The sequence below is a fragment of the Stutzerimonas stutzeri genome (assembly GCF_000952685.1).
In the GTDB taxonomy this organism is placed as follows: Bacteria; Pseudomonadota; Gammaproteobacteria; order Pseudomonadales; family Pseudomonadaceae; genus Stutzerimonas; species Stutzerimonas stutzeri_E.
The window spans coordinates 231,347-246,004 of the sequence record NZ_JYHV01000011.1 but is presented as its reverse complement, the minus strand read 5'-3'; the positions used below and the strand labels follow the sequence as shown (position 1 = coordinate 246,004).

Genomic DNA, 14,658 nt, shown 5'->3' with positions numbered 1-14,658 from the left:
GGGCTTTTTTGTTTCTGCGTGCCGGATCAGCGATTGAACCGCTCGACCAGGGCGCGCAGCCCTCGAGCAGCGTCTTCCAGCTCGCGACCGCGCTGCATGGTCTGGTCAGCCTTGGTCACGTTGCCGTCGGTGCTGACAGCGATGCTGGTGACCTGCCGCGCGATGTCTTCGGCCACGTGTGCCTGTTCATCGGCGGCGGTGGCCATTTGCTGACTCATGCCGGTAATGCGACTGACCGCCTCGCGAATTCCTTGCAGTGCCTGTTGCGCCTTGACCACCTGCGCCAGCCCCTGAGCCGCCTCCCGGTCGCCGACCTGGGCGATGGCGACCGCCCCGTCAGCCTTGCTGGTCAGCGACTGAATGATGGCCTGGATCTGCTGCGTCGAGTCACGGGTCTTGCTCGCCAGCGCCCGCACCTCGTCTGCGACGACAGCAAAGCCCCTGCCCTGCTCACCGGCGCGGGCAGCCTCGATCGCAGCGTTCAGCGCCAGCAAGTTGGTCTGCTCGGCAATGCTCTGGATCATCCCCGCAGCCGACATGATCTGCTGGGTTTCCCCTGCCAGCTCATTCACCGCGCTGCCGATGTTGGTAACGGTGCCGGCCAGCGATTCGATCGCCTGGCGCGACTGGGCAGCGACTCGATCACCGTCGTTCGCGAGCGCATTCGCGGTAATGGCCTCCTCGGCTGTCTGCTGCACATGGCCGGCCACTTCGGTGATCGACGCGGTCATCTCGGTGACTGCAGTGGCAGTCATGTCCGTTTCACTACGCTGCTGACGAAGGTCGTTCTCGGTCTGGCTGGCCAGCATGGACGTTTCCGCAGAGGCACGTTCGACCTGCCCAGCCAAATCGGACAGCCGCGTCAGTGCGGTGCGCAGGCGAGCATCCTCGCTGATCAGCGCCATCTCGAGGCGGGCGGCATTGCCGTGTTGCTGTGTGTAGGTGAGCGCAACGACCGGATCGGTGAATGCCTGCGGAACGCTTTGGAGTATCGAATGCAGCTTCCGCTCTGCGACGAAATGGGAACTGAGCCCAAGCGCGAAGAACAAACCCAGCACGGTTACCACTTCAACTGCCGGCGGTAGCCAGAAGATTCCTGCCGCTGCAAGCGATGCCGCGCACATTGGCATCGCCAAGGTACGGGCCCAGCCCTGAAGTCGACGCCCGAAGGAAATCGCCGGTTGGCCGTTACGCAGACGCTCGTATAGCCCAGTGGCTTGCGCGACCTGCTCGGCGGTAGGTTTGACCCGAACCGACTCGAAACCGGTCAGCTTGCCATCGTCGAGGATCGGCGTGACATAGGCGCTGACCCAGTAGAAATCGCCATTCTTGCAGCGGTTCTTGACCACCCCCATCCAGCTCTTGCCTGCCTTCAGATAGCCCCACATGGCGGCGAACACAGCGGGCGGCATGTCTGGGTGGCGAACCAGATTATGGTCACTCCCGATCAGCTCGGCCCTGGAATAGCCACTTACTGCAACGAATTCATCGTTGCAGTAAAGAATCTTGCCCTGTGTATCGGTTGCCGAGATTAGTCGCTGATGCGCCGGAAAACTCCGCTCGGTGTTGCTTACCGGCCCGTTATTTCTCATCGTCCCAATCTCCATGATGGCGATTCGATAACAAAACAGACTCGTCAGTCATGACGAATCAAACTGTTACAAGGAATCGGTCGGATGGAGGCTAACTTGAGCCGGACTTCGATTAATAAAACGGTATCGGACGAATTACAGGTCTCTGCATTACGAAAAATCAGGCGGTAGATCGACGTAGCTGAACGAACAACGCCTCGACCTTCGCCCTGGCCCAGGGCATCTTGCGCAAGAAGGTCAGGCTCGATTTGATGCTGGGGTCGCTTTTGAAGCAGCGAATGTCGACCCGCTCGGCCAGCCCCTCCCACCCGAAATGTGCCTGAAGCTCCACCAGAATGGATTCCAGCGTTACGCCGTGGAGAGGATCTTTTGCCTGGGTCATGGTGTTATCGAGCCTGAAAGAACGCTTCAACGAAAAAGGCCCGCCGAGGCGGACCTTGTAAACAGCACGCCATATTACAGGCTGATGCGTGTGCCGAGCACCTCGAGGAAGGCGGCTAGCCACTCGGGATGCGCCGGCCATGCCGGTGCGGTAACCAGGTTGCCGTCGGTATGCGCCTTGTCGACACCAATATCGACGAACTCGCCCCCAGCCAGCTTCACTTCCGGTGCGCAGGCTGGATAGGCGCTGCAGGCACGGCCTTCGAGGATCCCGGCAGCCGCCAACAGCTGCGGGCCATGGCACACCGCAGCGATTGGCTTTTGCGCCTCGCTGAACGCCCTGACCAGGCTTAGCACCTGATCGTTGAGCCGCAAATACTCCGGCGAACGCCCGCCCGGCACCACCAGCGCATCGTAGTCTTCGGCGCGCACCGCGTCGAAATCGAAGTTCAGCGCGAAATTATGGCCAGGCTTTTCGCTGTAGGTCTGATCGCCTTCGAAGTCGTGAATCGCCGTACGCACCGTGTCACCGGCCTTTTTGTCCGGGCAGACGGCGTGCACCGTATGACCGACCATCTGCAGCGCCTGGAACGGCACCATGGTTTCGTAGTCTTCGACGTAATCGCCAACCAGCATCAGAATTTTTTTCGCAGCCATCGAAACACTCTCCCAGTCATAGAACATTGCGGCGGTTCGGCCACGCCGTCAGCCACTTCGATTGAATATATTGATCATGAGCCTATCGAGCAGACCCCACATGCGCTGATAGAGGCGCTGGCTCAGCGGACGCGAATGCCATTGCTGCATATCGATTTCCAGGCTGCGGGCGAAATCGTGCTCGAAGCTCTTCTCCACTGAAGCGCTGAACTGAGTGTCGACCGCTTCCAGATTGGCTTCCAGGTTCCAGCGCAGATTCCAGTGATCGAAGTTGCAGGAGCCGACACTGACCCAATCGTCGACCAGCACCATTTTCAGATGAAGGAAGTGTGGCTGATATTCGTGGATCCGCACGCCGGCACGTAGCAATCGTGGGTAATAGCGCTGCCCCGCGTAGCGAACCGAGGGATGGTCGGTGTTGCGGCTGGTGAGCAACAGTTGTACGTCGACCCCGCGTCTCGCGGCGCGCATCAACTCACGACGAACACGGCCGGTGGGCAGGAAATAAGGTGTCGCCAGCCAGATCCGACGCTCCGCGTGCCGCATGTTGCGCAGCAGGCTGTGGAGGATGTCGCGATGCTGTCGCGCCGCCGAATAGGCGACTCGCCCCATGCCGTCGTCCGATGGCGGGTTGGCCGGAACTTTGGGCATTCGTTGCGGCAATGGCAGCTGCCATATCCGCCTTTTCAGACACAACGCCCACTGCACGTCGAACAGCCGCCGCCAGTCCTCCAGTAACGGACCGGAAATCTCGACCATTGCTTCGTGCCAGTGCTCTTCGGGATTTGAGGGGTTCCAGAACTCGTCAGTGGCTCCGGTGCCACCAACGAAACAGTGCTCGTCATCGATCAGAATCAGCTTGCGATGATCTCGATGCAGGTTGCGAAACTTCAAATGAAGTTTCAGCGGGTTGTACTGACGCAGATCGACTCCGGCGTCAGTCAGCCGCTGTCGGGTCTTCTGCCCCAGCTTGAGGCAACCGAAACCATCGAACAGACAGCGCACCCGTACTCCACGCTCGGCGGCCGTCACCAGGCTATCGATCAGCCGATCCGCGCATTGCCCGTCTTCGACGAGATAGAGCTCGACATCCACCCGACGCTCGGCGGCATCGATACTCGCCAATATGCGCGGGAAGAAAGCCGGTCCATCGATCAACAGCTGGAAACGATTGCCCTCTCGCCAGGGGAAAACGTCCCCGGCCAGTATCATGACAGGACGCTCCACAATAACGCCGCGCGCTGAGCAGGGATGGCGATACAGCTGAAAGACATTGAAATCCTTGTCTGGTGAACACTGGACGCCAACCACGAGCGCCCCTGAAACCTGTGAAGATTGAACCGTGCTGTCGCGGCACGCCTGTTATAGGTTCGTACCGTAACGAGGAGTTCCCGAGTTGCCGCCATTACCTGCTCTACGCCTGGTCACCTTCGGGTGTCAGCCCAAACACCTCCGCAGCCTGTGCGAGCCGCTTGGCCTGCGCACCACGCGCCAGTTGCAGCACGCCGCGGTCGCGCCGCCAAAGATCCAACCACTGCTGCGGGCCTAGCGCCAGCGCGACGTCCACCTCATCGGCAAGCACCGCGAACTGCAGATTCAGAGAAGCCAGTAACAGGTGTGTTGCGGATGCTGCAGGCGAAAGTCGCGAAACCTCAGCCGCGCCGGCCAACAGCCCCAAGAGCTGCAATTGCAACCGTTGCGGCCAGCCACATTCCAAGCTGACGCCGTAAAGCCAACTGACCAGAGCCGCCAGTACATGCAGATCTTCCAGCGTGCGGAACGGTTTGACGTAGTCGTCCCAGCCATCACCGGACAACCGGTGGCATGCCGCACCTTCCAGCCGCAAGCGACCATGCGGAATATCGACCAGTAAGGGTAACGGCGGCCTCGACTCGACGATCACACCGTGCTCACCGGAACCGACGACGCACAGGCTCAGCCGCGGACGCTCGCCGGGCTCCTCATCGCGCGCAGGCACCAATAGCCAGGTCGCCGCAGAGCCGGCTGTGACGAAATCCTTGCAACCCGTCAGCAGCAGCCCGTCCAGACGAGTCAGCATGTCGGCCGGACGCAATGAACGGTTCTCGGTGGCGCACAACGCACCGAGCCCCTCTGGCGCGGCCGGCCAAAGTCGCCGCAACGCCGCCTGATAGCCCGCCAGAAAGGCCAGGCCCGGCGTGGCCGCCAGTCGGCCACCCAGCACTGCCAGCGCGAAAGGATCCTCCGCGCTTCGCGACCGCAGATCGGCGAACCAATCCTCCAGCGCAGCAGGCGGCGGCAGGCGTTGCAGCGGGACGAGCAGCTCATGCCAAGACATCGAATCTCACTCCATGGGTTCAGCGAAGGGATAGCCAATGGCAATCACCGTCATCCAAGCATCATCGATCCGTAACAGTCATGACACTGCCTCTGCCTAGCCTGAGTCGGCATCACTGATTGACGGAACGCCAACCATAACAACCAAGCGCTCCGAATGCATTGCCACGCCAAGGCTGACCAGGAGACAGGGTATGACCACCATCGCTTTTCCTCGCACCACGCGACGCCTGCAAGCAGAGCGGCTGCACGGCCAGGCCGCGCTGCTCGAAGCCCAAGCCTTGCGCTACCGGGTGTTTAGCAGCGAGTTCGGCGCGCAGCTGCAAGGCGCCGAAGCTGGATTGGACTGCGACGACTTCGACGCGCACTGCAGCCACATCGGCGTGCGCGATCTCGATAGTGGCGAACTGGTCGCTACCACACGCCTGCTCGATAACCTGACGGCACGCGGACTCGGGCGCTTCTACAGCGAAGAGGAATTCAGCCTGCAGGGTCTCGCGGAGTTGGACGCACCGATACTCGAGATCGGTCGTACCTGCGTGCATCCGGCCTACCGCAACGGGGCGACCATCGCCGTGCTCTGGAGCGCGCTGGCCGATGCGCTGAACCAGGGCGGCTATCGCTACCTGATGGGCTGCGCGAGCATTCCGATGCGCGACGGCGGCGTCCAGGCTCAAGCGATCATGCAGCGCCTGCGCGAGCGGTATCTGTGCACCGAGCTGCTGCACGCCAACCCGAAGAACCCATTGCCCACGCTGGAGCTGCCGGACAATGTGATCGCAGAAACCCCGCCGCTGCTCAAGGCCTATCTGCGACTCGGGGCGAAAATCTGCGGCGAGCCGTGCTGGGACCCGGACTTCCAGGTCGCCGACGTTTTCATCCTGCTCAAACGCGACGAGCTGTGCCCGCGCTACGCACGCCACTTCAAGGCGGCCGTCTGAATGGGCAGGCTGCGCTTGTATCTGCGACTGACCCGGCTGTGTGGAGTGATTGCAGTCGGGCTCTCGCTGGCGAGCGGATTGAAGTTGCTGTCCTTGCTCCGACTCAGGCCATCCCAAGGGATGCGCCATCGGCTGTGCCGCTGGTTTCTCGCACGGCTGGCCGCAGCGCTGCCGTACGAGGTTCGGCTGACCGGCAAGCGCCCCGCTCAGCCAATGCTATGGCTCTCCAATCACCTGTCCTGGACGGACATTCCGCTGCTTGGGATGCTGCAGCCGATGACTTTTCTGGCCAAATCCGAAGTACGTCAATGGCCATTGCTCGGCTGGCTCGCTGCCGAGGCGGGCACGCAGTTCATTCGGCGTGGAAGCGGCGACAGCAGCACGCTGAATCAGCTGTTGAGCGCCGAGCTAGAGCAGGGTCGCAATCTGCTGATTTTTCCCGAAGGCACAACCACGGACGGCACGATTCTGCGCACCTTTCATTCACGATTGCTGGCGTGCGCGATCGAAACCGGTACACCGATCCAACCCGTGGCAATCCGCTATTTGCGCGGTGGCGAGGCCGATCTCATCACGCCGTTCATCGGTGAAGACGATCTGCTTTCGCACCTGTTCCGGCTGCTGGCGGTCGAGGTTGCAGTCGTGGAAATACAGCTGCTGCAACCCATCGACAGCTGCGGCATGGAGCGCAACCGGCTGGCACGCACCTGCCACACGGCCATCTCCGACGCGCTGTACGACGCAGCCACGCCAGTATCCGTGGCGGCCTGATGTAAGCCGAGCGCAAGGAAGCGCTGCTAGACTCGCCGTATGAACTATCTCGCACATCTGCATCTCGGCGGCTCGCAGCCCGGCGAGATGCTCGGCAGTCTCTACGGCGACTTCGTCAAAGGCCCCTTGCAAGGCCGCTGGCCTGCCGACATCGAAGCTGGAATACGCCTGCACCGGCAGATCGACGTCTATACCGACAGCCATCCCTTGGTGCTGCAAGCCAAGCAGCGCTTTCCCAGTGAGCGGCGGCGTTATGCGGGGATATTGATCGACCTGTTTTTTGACCACTGTCTGGCCGCGCACTGGCATGACTATGCCGAAGAACCCCTGCAGCGATTCACCGCGCGGGTCTATCAGGTGCTACATGAAGAGGCCGAGCTCCCCGGCAAGCTCGCATTTATCGCGCCCCGCATGGCGGCTCAGGACTGGCTCGGCAGTTACCGGGACTTCGCCGTAATGGAGCAGGTGGTGGCCGGAATGAGTCGACGACTGTCGCGCCCGGAAGGGTTGGCGGGCGGGGTCGCCGAGCTGGAACGGCTATACCTGCCGCTCCAGCAGGATTTCCGCGAGTTCTATCCGCAGTTGCAGGATTTTGCGCGGCTCAAAGGCACCAGCCGGAGCGCGGTAGATCAGCTGAAATAATCGGCGCTCGCCGCGAAATGCACTCAGCCCCGTAGAGCTGCAGCGAAGCGTTCCAGCCAAGGCTCCGCATCGTTTTCAGGTGTTACCGTTTCGCTGGCATCGAGACGCAGCATGTCCTGCACCTCGCGCACGCCCAACTCGGCATACAGTTCTCGGACTAGCTCACCGGCGCCGCAGAAGGTATCGCCATAACTGGCGTCGCCCAGCGCGATGACGCCGCCCGGCAAGCCCTGCCACGCCGGGAACTGATCGCGAATGGCCGAATACAACGGGACAAAGTTGTCGGGCAATTCACCCATCCCAGTGGTGGCCGTCACCACCAGCAGCGCTTGCGGCGCGAAGTCGACGATCTGCGCCAGTTGCGCACGCGGGTCGTGCCAGGTGTCGAAACCCGCCGCTTTCAGAAATGATGCGGCATGGCGAGCGACGTCTTCGGCGGTGCCGTAGACCGTACCGGAGAGGATGGCGACTTTCATGGTGGGCTCCGTTGCGAATTGAAGCGAAGCATTATGCCGTATTCGGCCTCTGTACCCGACCGCGCGATCTACACTCGCCATCAAGGCGTGCTGCAAGGAACTGATTGACGAAAACATTGTCGCAAGGCCGTCCTGGTAGAGGATCTCGCGGCGCCGAGGCACCGGAGCGTTCAAGGCATGGGTAGGCCTGTCCTGCTGCCCTTGAGGGGGAAATCGGGATGGCAAAGAAAACCGTTCTCACCAGCGCCGAGCTGGCGTACATCAACGAACTCGTGAGCGGCTCGCCAGTCGAGCCGGGTGAAGCACGGCCCGGCTTTCGCGTGGACGGTGGCGAGAAGGCCAACGGACTACTGTTGCAGCTTGCAGCAAAAGCCAATCTGACGCTTGAAGCCGAGCTCGAAGACTATTGCATGTCGTTTCCCCTGCAACTGAACCAGGACGAATTTCAGGCGATCCAGCTGCAGCTTGCACCGCCGACCATTTACGAACGCGGGCCGGTGCTTCGCGCCTGGCGCTTGCACCTGGATGAGCCCCTGCCGCTGCTTTCCAACGACGGTAACGAAACCGCGCTGAGCGTTCATGAACTGTCCCCTAATGGCCTGCTGGTGGACGCGGGACCAAAACGGAAGGCGCCCAAGCATCTTCACCTGCACCTGGCGCTTCCGGGTGAGGGCTCGCTCGAGATCGACGCACACCGGATTCGCGAAGCCGAGGGCGGCATGACCGCCTACGAAGTCGAATACCCACGGGACAGGGACGCCGAGCGCATTCGCTCGTATCTCTACGAACAGCACCAGCGCCTGCATCCGGAGCTGCAGCCGGAACTCCCGACGGAAACGCTCGCCGACGCGCCCGAACCCTCCTAGCGGCATCGCAGCGTGCCGTTTGCGAGTACGTCGGCTAAGGTACGGTAGCGCGCCCTAAGGTAAGCTGACGGCCATGCGTACCCCCTCGACAGCCGAACCTCAGTGAAAAGCATGCCCCAACCAACGGCCCCGATCCTGATTACCGGCGCCAGCCAGCGCATCGGTCTGCATTGCGCAGAGCGACTGCTTGATGATGGCCAGCCGGTGATCGTCACCTACCGCACCCCCCGTCCCAGCCTCGAACGATTACGCGATCGCGGCGCAGTGACGCTGCAGGCGGATTTTTCCGGCGCGGCAGGCATCCATGCTTTCGTGGCGGCGCTGAAACAGCAAACCCGCGCCTTGCGCGCGATCGTTCACAACGCCTCGGACTGGCATCCCGAGACACCGGGAGCGGAAGCCGAGGTATTCCAGCGCATGTTCGAAGTGCACATGCTCGCGCCCTACTTGATCAACCTCCATTGCGCCGAGCTGCTGCGACACGGCGGCGCGGCGGACATCATCCACATTGGCGACGACGTCACCCGCGCAGGCAGCAAGAAGCACATCGCCTACGCGGCCAGCAAAGCCGGACTGGACAACCTCACCCTTTCGTTTGCGGCCAGCCTGGCGCCAACCATCAAGGTCAACGGCATCGCGCCGGCGCTGATACAGTTCAACGAGGGCGACGACGAGGCGTATCGGCGCAAGGCGCTGGCCAAATCCGCGCTAGGTATCGAACCCGGCGCCGAAGTGATCTACCTGAGCCTGCGCTATCTGCTGGATAATCCCTATGTCACCGGCACCACGCTGACCGTCAACGGTGGCCGTCATCTGATCTAATTGCCAAGGAATCCCATGCCTAGACTGGAACCCGCCATGGCGCGCATCCGCGTCAAAGACCTGCGACTACGCACCTTCATCGGTATCAAGGAAGAGGAAATCCTCAACAAGCAGGACATTCTGATCAACCTGACGATGCTTTATCCGGCGGCCGACGCCGTACGCGACAACGACATCGAGCACGCGTTGAACTACCGCACCATTACCAAGGCCATCATCCAGCACGTCGAGGACAACCGCTTCGCCCTCCTCGAACGGCTCACCCAGGAGATCCTCGATCTGGTGATGGCGCATCGACAAGTGCGTTACGCCGAGGTCGAAGTCGACAAGCCACACGCATTGCGCTTCGCCGAATCGGTATCGATCACCCTGGCCTCCCATCGCGACTGAACCGCCGCATCAGTCGCTGCCGTAGGCGATGGTGGTCATCAGCGCACGGTCGCCGCTGCGGGCATCCAGCCGGGTGTGCTGGACGACCACCGGCACACTCGAAACAAACACGCTGGCGTAATCGGTCTCGCGGGGCACCCTCTCCGGGACCTGCAGATCATCGAAACGAAGATGCAGCGTGCGCCGCCCGGGCACCCTTATCTGGTATGGACCGGCCGGTTCGCGATCGGCGAAGTAGAGCGTCAACTCGATCATCGCCTCCAGCGGACCCGCATTGAGAATGCAGGCCGTCTCATGACTGCGCAGCGCCGGCTCGTCGGGCTTCGGTCCCAACGCTGGCAAGTAGCCCTCGGCAATTACCCAATGTCTTTTTCCGATCACGTCCGATCTCCTCTGCTGAATCGTTGGCTGGCCAACCTGTTCAGCGGAGGCGGATCTGCACGCTAAAGTTCCCTGCCGGCATCTGGCTCAGGGCCTCCGTGGGAGGTTATGATCCAGACACGTCTGCAATGCCGAGACCCATGAACATGAACGATCAAGAACGCACCGAACTCGAAGCCGCCGCCTTCCGCCGCCTGGTCCAGCATCTACGCAGCCGCCCGGATGCCCAGAACATCGACCTGATGAACCTGGCCGGTTTCTGTCGCAACTGTCTGTCGAAGTGGTACAAGGCCGCCGCCGATGACCTGGACATCGAAGTCAGCATCGACGAAGCACGCGAGGAGGTCTACGGCATGCCCTACGCCGAATGGAAGAAGCGCTACCAGAAGGACGCGACACCCGAGCAGCAGGCCGCCTTCGACAAGAGCCAGAAGTCATGACCAGTCTCAGAGACTTCCGCGCCAGCCTGCGCAATCGCAACCACCCCTTCAGCGAGACGCTGGCCTTCATCGCCAATGCCTATGATTACCAGCCAAGCCGCTTCTTCAACGGCGACGTGGAAAACGCCGCCGGAGAAAACGAAGGCTCGTGCAAGACGCTTGGATTGGCCGTACTGGAAGGCTTCACCACCGAAGAGGCGCTGCTGGCGTTCGGTGAGCATTATCAAGCGGTGCTGGAAAACCCCAGCGGGACTGACCATCGCAATATCCGGGCTCTGATGGATACCGGGCTCCCGGGGGTGCGCTTCGATCAGCAGCCGCTGAGGCGTAAACCGATTCACTTCGACGAGAAATAAGGCAATAAAAAAGGGCCGGCCAGGCACTCGGGGGAAGGCTTGATAGCGGACGGCCCTGAAACAACGAAGCGTTTTCGAGGCCAAGTCTGATCGCCAGGCGCAACGCCGGCCATTGTTCAATCTCCATTGCCAGCATAAGCAACCGCTATTGGACAGCCCAAGCCGCCGCCGGGCTTTTCCCGCCCGGATAAAGCCGGTAAGGTCCGGACCGTCCCATCCGGAGTGTTCCCTATGCCCATCGCCGCCCTTTCCGGCCCGCAGTACCTGCGCGAAGGTCTGAAACTGATTTTGAGCCCGGGGCTACGGCTGTTCGTCATCCTGCCACTGACGGTCAACCTGCTGCTGTTCTGTGGGCTCATCTATCTCGCTCTACGCCAGTTCAGCGGCTGGGTCGATGCCTTCATGCCGAGTCTGCCGGAGTGGCTGATGTTTCTGGAATACATCCTCTGGCCCCTGTTCGTGGTGCTGGTGCTGCTGATGGTGTTCTTTACCTTCACCCTGCTCGCCAACATCATCGCCGCTCCATTCAACGGGTTTCTTGCCGAAAAAGTCGAAACGGTCGCGCGCGGCGAGGACAGCTCCCCGCCGTTCAGCTGGGCCGAGCTGCTGGCGATGCTGCCGCGCACCATCGGTCGCGAAGCACGCAAACTGGCCTATTTCGCACCTCGCGCGATTGCGCTGCTGATCCTTTCGTTCATCCCTGTGGTCAATCTCTTTGCCGCCCCACTGTGGCTGCTGTTCGGCGTCTGGATGATGGCGGTGCAGTACATCGACTATCCGGCAGACAACAACAAGATGAGCTGGATCGAGATGATGGCGTGGCTGCGTCAGCGGCGCTGGAAGAGCCTGAGCTTCGGCGCGGTGACCTATGCTGCGTTGCTCGTACCTGTGCTTAACCTGCTGATCATGCCGGCGGCGGTGGCCGGTGCGACGCTGTTCTGGGTGCGCGAGGGCGGAAAGAAGCATCTGGTGCCTGCTACACCGGAGTGAACTGCGAATCGCTGGGCTGTCTAGATCCGGACATCCTCGGATTCAGGAGACTCGCAAATGGCACTTCGCGCATTGGCGATAAATTGCACGCTCAAGCGATCCCCCAACGACTCGTCCTGCGGCCTGCTGCTAAGCCAGACCGAGCGCGAACTGGAAAAGTTCGGTGTGGCCTGTGAGCAGATACGCGTGGTGGATTTCAACATCGAACCGGGCGTGACCTCCGACGAAGGTCCGAACGACGCCTGGCCGGCGATCCGCGAAAAGATTCTTGCCGCCGATATCCTTCTGCTGGGTACACCGATCTGGCTGGGTCATCCTTCCAGCGTATGCCAACGAGTACTCGAGCGGCTCGATGCCTTTCTCGGCGAAGTGGATGAGCAGCAGCGCATGGTGTCTTACGGTCGAGTCGCCTGCGTAGCCGTGGTGGGCAATGAGGACGGCGCCCACCACGTGGTGGCCGAGTTGTTTCAAGGCCTGAACGATGTGGGCTTCAGCATTCCCGCCAATGGCTGTACCTACTGGGTCGGGCAGGCGATGGGTTCAATTGACTACAAGGACCTCGATCATCCCGGTGAGAAGATCACCAAGACCAACGCGATGCTTGCACGCAACGCTGTTCATCTGGCCAAGCTGCTCAAGCAAGCGGACTATCCAGGCGCGTCGGGCTAGCACGACTGCACCGGTGCCATCCTTGGGGCCGGTGCAACGCGATCCTGCGAAGCGGCTCGATCACCGCTTCAATGATCGCAGGGGTCAGGCCAGGGTCTTCAGCGCCTCACGGCTGAACGGCAGAATGTCCTGCATGCGACCTTCCCGGACTTTCAGTGCCCAGTCCGGATCGCAGATCAACGCACGTCCCACCGCTACCAGATCGAATTCCTGCTTGTTCAGACGCTCCAGCAAGCCTTCGATATTCGCCGGCTGCGCCACCTTGTCGGTCTTGACCATGAATTGCAGGAATTCACCGTCAAGTCCCACGCTGCCTACCGTGATGGTCGGCTTGCCGGTCAGTTGACGAGTCCAGCCCGCCAGGTTGAGGTCGGAGCCTTCGAATTCAGGCTCCCAAAAGCGCCGTGTCGAACAATGGAAAATGTCCACGCCGGCGGCCGACAACGGCGCCAGGAACTCGCCGAGCGCCTCTGACGTGGTCACCAGACGTGCGGTGTAGTCCTGCTGTTTCCACTGCGAGAAGCGGAAGATGATCGGGAAACCCGCACCCACTGCGGCCCGAACGGCTTCGATCAACTCGACGGCGAAGCGTGAGCGATTAGCCAGACTGCCGCCGTATTCGTCGGTGCGCTGATTGCTGCCTTCCCAGAAAAACTGGTCGATCAGGTAGCCATGCGCACCGTGAATCTCGACCCCATCCATGCCGATCGCCTTGGCATCTGCAGCAGCCTGAGCGAACGCCGCGATCACCTCCTGAATGTCCTGCTTGCTCATACCATGCACGACGACCTGGCCATCCTTGAGCTTCTCCATCGGCCCGTAGCCCGGCACTTCCGCCTCCGGTTCGGTGCCTTTGCGGCGGACGTTGCCAACATGCCAGAGCTGCGGAACGATCTTGCCACCGACCGCGTGTACGGCCTCAACCACCGTCTTCCAGCCTTCCAGGGCGTCCTCGCCATAGAAGCGCGGCACATGCGGATAACCATTGGCGGCCTTGTGCCCGACCGTGGTGCCCTCGGTGATGATCAACCCAACGCCCGATGCGGCACGGCGGCGGTAGTACTCGACGACATCGGCGGTCGGCACGCCGTTCGGCGAGAAGGACCGGGTCATCGGCGCCATCACCACGCGGGTCGGCAATTGCAGATCGCCGAGCTGGAACGGCTGAAACAGGGCATTCAAGGCAGCAGTCATTGTTATCTCCTCGTTAATTCATCGCAGAAGCAATAAAGCGACCGGTCGTCTTGCCGCTCGCTACAAAAATCAGCGGAACGTCAGCAGACGTTCCAGTTGCGTCAGAAAATTCTCCAGGGGCGCGGCGCGTGCGCCTACTTTCATGCGTAGCAGCGCACCCTCCCACGCATTGCCGACGAACTCGGCCAATGCTTGGCAATCGGTATGCGCATCGATTTCACCGACCTGTCGAGCCTGCTCGAGGCAGTTCGCCAGGATTGCGGCCGAACGCGACAGAACCGCTTCGACCTTTTGCCCTATGGGCTGGGAAAGTTCGGCCATCTCGAAACTCAGGCTGCCAATAAAGCAGTGATACTGCGGGCGTTCCTGGCGGGCGAAATGAGCGACCAGTTCGGCGTAGTAGCCAAGGATTCGCTCACGCGGACTCAGCGCGGAATTGGCGAGCGCGACCTGATAGCGCTCCAGGCGCGGCTGGTAGAGGTGCTCCAGCGCCTGCAGGGCAAAATCTTCCTTGCTGGCGAAGTAGTGATAGAAGGAGCCTTTGGGAATGCCGGCCGCCTGGACGATTTCCAGGACACCGGTGCCGTGATAGCCACGCAAGGTCATCACCTGGGCACCCTTGGCAAGGATCAGTTCACGCTTGTCGATTCGGGCTTGGTTGCTCATGGCCTGAGCATATGACCGGTCGTCTCGCGAAAACAGCATCATCCATGGCGCTTATTGCGCCGCCATGATCGCAGCGATGGAGTGACGGAAATGAACTGAATAAGCGCA

General features: G+C 61.3%; 19 protein-coding genes. 10 read left to right on the top strand and 9 right to left on the bottom strand.

What is annotated here, in order from left to right:
- Positions 1–26: 26 nt before the first annotated feature.
- From UF78_RS04995 to UF78_RS04975, 5 genes are all read right to left on the bottom strand, one after another.
- Positions 27–1,592: a methyl-accepting chemotaxis protein gene (locus tag UF78_RS04995; protein ID WP_045160925.1), complete on the bottom strand. Its 1,566-nt coding sequence runs from the start codon at positions 1,590–1,592 to the stop codon at positions 27–29.
- Between the two features lie 160 nt (positions 1,593–1,752).
- On the bottom strand, positions 1,753–1,974 hold the full coding sequence (locus tag UF78_RS04990; protein WP_045160924.1) for a VF530 family DNA-binding protein: 222 nt from the start codon (positions 1,972–1,974) through the stop codon (positions 1,753–1,755).
- Between the two features lie 74 nt (positions 1,975–2,048).
- The gene (locus tag UF78_RS04985) at positions 2,049–2,630 is read right to left on the bottom strand and encodes a DJ-1/PfpI family protein (RefSeq protein ID WP_025240670.1); all 582 of its coding nucleotides are present in this window, start codon (positions 2,628–2,630) and stop codon (positions 2,049–2,051) included.
- A gap of 48 nt (positions 2,631–2,678) precedes the next feature.
- A complete protein-coding gene (locus UF78_RS04980) occupies positions 2,679–3,842 on the bottom strand; it encodes a phospholipase D-like domain-containing protein (RefSeq protein WP_045160923.1) in 1,164 nt (387 codons plus the stop codon).
- A 202-nt stretch (positions 3,843–4,044) separates the two neighbouring features.
- Positions 4,045–4,947, bottom strand: a complete 903-nt coding sequence (locus tag UF78_RS04975; RefSeq protein ID WP_045160922.1) for an acyl-CoA dehydrogenase — start codon at positions 4,945–4,947, stop codon at positions 4,045–4,047.
- Positions 4,948–5,140: 193 nt separating this feature from the next.
- On the opposite strand from UF78_RS04975, the gene olsB reads away from it, so the two are divergent.
- From olsB to UF78_RS04960, 3 genes are read left to right on the top strand one after another with little or no spacing between them, the layout of a single operon-like run.
- A complete protein-coding gene (gene olsB, locus UF78_RS04970) occupies positions 5,141–5,887 on the top strand; it encodes an L-ornithine N(alpha)-acyltransferase (RefSeq protein WP_045160921.1) in 747 nt (248 codons plus the stop codon).
- Positions 5,888–6,658, top strand: a complete 771-nt coding sequence (locus tag UF78_RS04965) for a lysophospholipid acyltransferase family protein (protein WP_045160920.1) — start codon at positions 5,888–5,890, stop codon at positions 6,656–6,658.
- 39 nt (positions 6,659–6,697) lie between these two features.
- Complete coding sequence (locus tag UF78_RS04960; RefSeq protein ID WP_045160919.1) at positions 6,698–7,300, top strand: ACP phosphodiesterase; 603 nt, start codon at positions 6,698–6,700, stop codon at positions 7,298–7,300.
- A 23-nt stretch (positions 7,301–7,323) separates the two neighbouring features.
- Here the strand turns inward: UF78_RS04960 and UF78_RS04955 are convergent, their stop codons facing one another.
- Positions 7,324–7,776 (bottom strand): flavodoxin, encoded by a 453-nt coding sequence (locus UF78_RS04955; protein WP_045160918.1) that lies wholly within the window; start codon positions 7,774–7,776, stop codon positions 7,324–7,326.
- A gap of 218 nt (positions 7,777–7,994) precedes the next feature.
- Here UF78_RS04955 and UF78_RS04950 point away from each other — a divergent pair, with 218 nt between their 5' ends.
- From UF78_RS04950 to folX, 3 genes are all read left to right on the top strand, one after another.
- Positions 7,995–8,642: a PilZ domain-containing protein gene (locus UF78_RS04950; RefSeq protein WP_045160917.1), complete on the top strand. Its 648-nt coding sequence runs from the start codon at positions 7,995–7,997 to the stop codon at positions 8,640–8,642.
- 111 nt (positions 8,643–8,753) lie between these two features.
- Positions 8,754–9,464 carry a dihydromonapterin reductase gene (gene folM / locus UF78_RS04945; protein ID WP_045160916.1) on the top strand — a complete coding sequence of 237 codons (711 nt, stop codon included), beginning with the start codon at positions 8,754–8,756 and terminating at the stop codon, positions 9,462–9,464.
- Positions 9,465–9,479: 15 nt separating this feature from the next.
- Positions 9,480–9,854, top strand: a complete 375-nt coding sequence (gene folX, locus UF78_RS04940; RefSeq protein ID WP_045160915.1) for a dihydroneopterin triphosphate 2'-epimerase — start codon at positions 9,480–9,482, stop codon at positions 9,852–9,854.
- 9 nt (positions 9,855–9,863) lie between these two features.
- Here folX and UF78_RS04935 read toward each other — a convergent pair whose 3' ends face one another.
- On the bottom strand, positions 9,864–10,235 hold the full coding sequence (locus UF78_RS04935; RefSeq protein WP_045160914.1) for a sensory rhodopsin transducer: 372 nt from the start codon (positions 10,233–10,235) through the stop codon (positions 9,864–9,866).
- Between the two features lie 146 nt (positions 10,236–10,381).
- Between UF78_RS04935 and UF78_RS04930 the strand changes: the two genes are divergently transcribed.
- The 4 genes from UF78_RS04930 (at position 10,382) to UF78_RS04915 (ending at position 12,690) form a co-directional block, all read left to right on the top strand.
- A complete protein-coding gene (locus UF78_RS04930) occupies positions 10,382–10,675 on the top strand; it encodes a DUF1244 domain-containing protein (protein ID WP_045161101.1) in 294 nt (97 codons plus the stop codon).
- The gene (locus UF78_RS04925) at positions 10,672–11,031 is read left to right on the top strand and encodes a HopJ type III effector protein (RefSeq protein WP_045160913.1); all 360 of its coding nucleotides are present in this window, start codon (positions 10,672–10,674) and stop codon (positions 11,029–11,031) included. The genes UF78_RS04930 and UF78_RS04925 overlap by 4 nt, the downstream gene beginning before the upstream one ends.
- A gap of 231 nt (positions 11,032–11,262) precedes the next feature.
- Positions 11,263–12,021, top strand: a complete 759-nt coding sequence (gene cysZ, locus UF78_RS04920) for a sulfate transporter CysZ (RefSeq protein ID WP_045160912.1) — start codon at positions 11,263–11,265, stop codon at positions 12,019–12,021.
- Between the two features lie 57 nt (positions 12,022–12,078).
- On the top strand, positions 12,079–12,690 hold the full coding sequence (locus UF78_RS04915) for a flavodoxin family protein (protein WP_045160911.1): 612 nt from the start codon (positions 12,079–12,081) through the stop codon (positions 12,688–12,690).
- An 84-nt stretch (positions 12,691–12,774) separates the two neighbouring features.
- On the opposite strand, the gene UF78_RS04910 is transcribed toward UF78_RS04915, so the two are convergent.
- Together UF78_RS04910 and UF78_RS04905 are read right to left on the bottom strand one after the other, a co-directional pair.
- Positions 12,775–13,884 carry an NADH:flavin oxidoreductase gene (locus UF78_RS04910; RefSeq protein WP_045160910.1) on the bottom strand — a complete coding sequence of 370 codons (1,110 nt, stop codon included), beginning with the start codon at positions 13,882–13,884 and terminating at the stop codon, positions 12,775–12,777.
- Between the two features lie 69 nt (positions 13,885–13,953).
- Positions 13,954–14,550 (bottom strand): TetR/AcrR family transcriptional regulator, encoded by a 597-nt coding sequence (locus UF78_RS04905; protein ID WP_045161100.1) that lies wholly within the window; start codon positions 14,548–14,550, stop codon positions 13,954–13,956.
- Between the last annotated feature and the right edge of the window lie 108 nt (positions 14,551–14,658).

Coding starts and splice junctions, on each gene's coding strand:
- UF78_RS04955 (WP_045160918.1), bottom strand. CDS start 7,776: ATGAAAGTCGCCATCCTCTCCGGTACGGTCTACGGCACCGCCGAAGAC.
- UF78_RS04960 (WP_045160919.1), top strand. CDS start 6,698: ATGAACTATCTCGCACATCTGCATCTCGGCGGCTCGCAGCCCGGCGAG.
- UF78_RS04975 (WP_045160922.1), bottom strand. CDS start 4,947: ATGTCTTGGCATGAGCTGCTCGTCCCGCTGCAACGCCTGCCGCCGCCT.
- UF78_RS04950 (WP_045160917.1), top strand. CDS start 7,995: ATGGCAAAGAAAACCGTTCTCACCAGCGCCGAGCTGGCGTACATCAAC.
- cysZ (WP_045160912.1), top strand. CDS start 11,263: ATGCCCATCGCCGCCCTTTCCGGCCCGCAGTACCTGCGCGAAGGTCTG.
- UF78_RS04995 (WP_045160925.1), bottom strand. CDS start 1,592: ATGAGAAATAACGGGCCGGTAAGCAACACCGAGCGGAGTTTTCCGGCG.
- UF78_RS04910 (WP_045160910.1), bottom strand. CDS start 13,884: ATGACTGCTGCCTTGAATGCCCTGTTTCAGCCGTTCCAGCTCGGCGAT.
- UF78_RS04990 (WP_045160924.1), bottom strand. CDS start 1,974: ATGACCCAGGCAAAAGATCCTCTCCACGGCGTAACGCTGGAATCCATT.
- UF78_RS04930 (WP_045161101.1), top strand. CDS start 10,382: ATGAACGATCAAGAACGCACCGAACTCGAAGCCGCCGCCTTCCGCCGC.
- folM (WP_045160916.1), top strand. CDS start 8,754: ATGCCCCAACCAACGGCCCCGATCCTGATTACCGGCGCCAGCCAGCGC.
- folX (WP_045160915.1), top strand. CDS start 9,480: ATGCCTAGACTGGAACCCGCCATGGCGCGCATCCGCGTCAAAGACCTG.
- UF78_RS04905 (WP_045161100.1), bottom strand. CDS start 14,550: ATGAGCAACCAAGCCCGAATCGACAAGCGTGAACTGATCCTTGCCAAG.
- UF78_RS04925 (WP_045160913.1), top strand. CDS start 10,672: ATGACCAGTCTCAGAGACTTCCGCGCCAGCCTGCGCAATCGCAACCAC.
- UF78_RS04985 (WP_025240670.1), bottom strand. CDS start 2,630: ATGGCTGCGAAAAAAATTCTGATGCTGGTTGGCGATTACGTCGAAGAC.
- UF78_RS04965 (WP_045160920.1), top strand. CDS start 5,888: ATGGGCAGGCTGCGCTTGTATCTGCGACTGACCCGGCTGTGTGGAGTG.
- UF78_RS04980 (WP_045160923.1), bottom strand. CDS start 3,842: ATGATACTGGCCGGGGACGTTTTCCCCTGGCGAGAGGGCAATCGTTTC.
- olsB (WP_045160921.1), top strand. CDS start 5,141: ATGACCACCATCGCTTTTCCTCGCACCACGCGACGCCTGCAAGCAGAG.
- UF78_RS04915 (WP_045160911.1), top strand. CDS start 12,079: ATGGCACTTCGCGCATTGGCGATAAATTGCACGCTCAAGCGATCCCCC.